General features: G+C 70.3%; 4 protein-coding genes. 2 read left to right on the top strand and 2 right to left on the bottom strand.

Annotated elements, in window-relative coordinates; all coding sequences use genetic code 11:
• Window positions 1–388: hypothetical protein (locus tag AB0H81_RS44560; protein ID WP_358388530.1), on the bottom strand; the 388-nt coding region annotated here is incomplete at its 3' end.
• A gap of 249 nt (window positions 389–637) precedes the next feature.
• Entirely contained in the window at window positions 638–1186 is a 549-nt protein-coding gene (locus AB0H81_RS44555; protein WP_358388527.1) for a YbhB/YbcL family Raf kinase inhibitor-like protein, read from the bottom strand.
• 271 nt (window positions 1187–1457) lie between these two features.
• On the opposite strand from AB0H81_RS44555, the gene AB0H81_RS44550 reads away from it, so the two are divergent.
• Together AB0H81_RS44550 and AB0H81_RS44545 are read left to right on the top strand one after the other, a co-directional pair.
• Entirely contained in the window at window positions 1458–1979 is a 522-nt protein-coding gene (locus AB0H81_RS44550; RefSeq protein WP_358388524.1) for a PH domain-containing protein, read from the top strand.
• The gene (locus tag AB0H81_RS44545) at window positions 1976–2605 is read left to right on the top strand and encodes a PH domain-containing protein (protein WP_358388521.1); all 630 of its coding nucleotides are present in this window, start codon (window positions 1976–1978) and stop codon (window positions 2603–2605) included. Before AB0H81_RS44550 ends, AB0H81_RS44545 begins: the two co-directional genes overlap by 4 nt.
• Window positions 2606–2612: the final 7 nt, after the last annotated feature.

The following is a 2612-nucleotide window of genomic DNA, read 5'->3' as shown; positions in this document are numbered from 1 at the left end:
CCGGCGCATGGTCTCGACCTCGCGGGTGAGCCGGTCGCGAGCCTTGAGGTCGGCGGCCACGTGCGGGTGGAGGACCTTGATGGCGACCTCGGGCGCCGAAGCCGCCCTCGGTGGCGTCGCTGCGGATGGTGGCCCAGAACTCCTCGTCGTCCGCGTCGGTCGTCGGGTTGCCCCACTCGTCCACGCCGCGCTTGCCACGCTGCCCGGTGCGCACCGGTTTGGGCTTGACCTCGTCGATGGGGCTGAAGTCGGGGCTGAAGTTGGCCATGCGGGGCTCGTGGGCCGCGAACTCGTCCGTGGACCGAGCGTGGGTCTGCTCTTCCTTCTCGATCATCTGCTTCAGCCGCTCCGGGGGGAGCGAGCTCTCCCGCCGGCTCATCGAACGCATGCCCAGTGCCACGACAGCGATTACGAGGAGCACGACAGCGACCAAGCTGACTACGACCGCGATCATTGCACCACCCTCAAAGCCATGGCCTCCCTGTGGCGCCGGTGAGGTCGCGCGGCCATCGACGCGACCTTCCCCCATTGATCACCAGCGACTGACAATTGGATCTGATTGTGTCGGACCACTGCGAGCGTTGTCACACCCTAAGCGAAGAATTGGTAACGATTACTACAGCGGGTGTTTGGAGTCTCACTCGATGTTCACCGCCGTCAGCCGGCCACGGGCGATGGTCTTGTCGGCGATCTCCTTCAAGATCTTCGGGAGGGGGTCGCCCTCCTTGGCCTGCACCTTGCCCTGCAGCGTGTAGACCGTGAAGCGGTAGCTCACGCCGCGCGTGCACGGGGGCTGGTAGCCGATCTTGCCGTTGGTCGCCCGGGCCTGGCTGGAGCCGTCCGGAGGGGTCTCCGACGCTCCGGGGCCGAGTTCGGTGGTGGTCGCGGGGATGTTGTACAACACCCACTGCACGCCCGAATCCGACTGTGTGTGGGAGTCGACCACGATCGCGATCGACTTCGCCTGGGGGAGCGGCTCGCTGGACCAGCGCAGCGGCGGGCTGCCCTGGGTGCCCTCGCACGAGTACTCGCGCGGCAGCGGCTCGCCCTCGCGCAGCTCGGGGCTGGAGACGTTGATCTGCGCGATCTCCTTGGCCTCCGATCTGCCCACCAGGAAGGTGGCGCCGCATCCCGACAAGGCGAGCATGGCCGTCACCGCTGTCACAGTGGCGACGACGGATCCCATGCGTCCAGTCGTGTTACACAGCCCCATGTCGCATGATGCTACGCGGCCATGAGGCGTGCGCCGACCGTTTCGCGAAGGTCGGTGAATGGTAAAGAGACCCAAAGGGGCCAGAAACCCGACATCAAGACCGTGTATCCGCAGGCGAGCACCGCCCTCGCTTCCCGGCCGCCCGCCGCACGTCGGATCGCGGGCGGCGGAGCCGCGCGCGGGGGAGGCCGGAGGGGGAGCGGGGAGAGATCGCCGGGGTGCGGCGCGGCTTAAGCTGGTTTGCGTGACCGCAACTGGCCCGCTCCGGGATCCGGCGCACCGCGTCTCGCCCAAGGCCGTCCGGCTCTGGCTGATGGAGGCGCTGATCGCCTTCGTGCTGCTGGTCGGCGGCTCGTACCTGGCCGGAGGATGGGTCGGCGGGAGCGGGTGGCCGTGGGTGCCCGGCTGGTTCGCGGCCCGGCCCTGGCTGCTGCCGGTCGCCGTGGGCGTGCTGACGACACCGTTCCTGGTGGCGGAGCCGTTCGTCCGCTACGCCGTGCACCGCTGGGAGCTGTCCGGGGACGTGGTGTACGCGCGGACCGGGTTCCTGACCAGGGAGTGGGTGTTCGTGCCGGTGAGCCGCATCCAGACGGTCGACAAGGCCCAGGGCTGGCTGGAGCGGGCGCTCGGGCTGGCGACGCTGGAGATCCGCACCGCCTCGCACGCGGGCTCGTCCACCATCAAGGGACTCGACTACGGTGTGGCGGCGGGGCTGGCCGAGCGGCTGGCGCACCGCGCCGAGGAGCTCAGGGACGACGCCACATGACCCATCCCGCCCAGCCGCCCCAGGACCACGCGCCGCTGGGAGCCGGTCCGGCGCCAGGCGGGCCGGCGCTGCCCGGGCGCGGGCCGGTCGCGCCGTTGCGGCTCAGCCCCAAGGTGCTGCTCATCGATCCCGTCCGGATGCTGCCGTCCCTGCTGCTGCCGCTGGTCGGCGTGCTGTTCGTGGGCGGCTTCTCCGGCCGCTCGTACGTCTGGGCGGCCGTCGGCCTCGCCGGCACCGTCGCGTTCGCCGTCGTCAGGTGGGCCACGCTCACGTACGAGGTGCTGGGCGACCGGCTGGAGATCAGACGCTCGCTCGTCAGCCGCTCCGTGCGCACCATCCCGCTCGAACGCATCCGCGGCGTCGACGTGTCCACCCCGCCTCTGCACCGGGTCCTCGGCCTCACCGTGCTCAAGATCGACACAGGGGCGAGCGGCGGCGACGAGGAGGGCAGGCTCGACGGCGTCACGCTCAAGGAGGCCGAACGGCTCAAGGCCGTCCTGCTGCGCCGGGCCGGCGCCGCGGAGGCCCCCGTCCCGGCCGGCCCCGCCAGTACGAGAAGACGTTCGCGCACGAGTGGCAGCACCTGGCCCACTACTACACCGACCCCCTCGAGACCACCTGGATGAACGAGGG

This window comes from Nonomuraea sp. NPDC050691, from assembly GCF_040654455.1.
GTDB lineage: Bacteria > Actinomycetota > Actinomycetes > Streptosporangiales > Streptosporangiaceae > Nonomuraea.
This window is presented reverse-complemented; position numbering and strand designations above follow the sequence as displayed.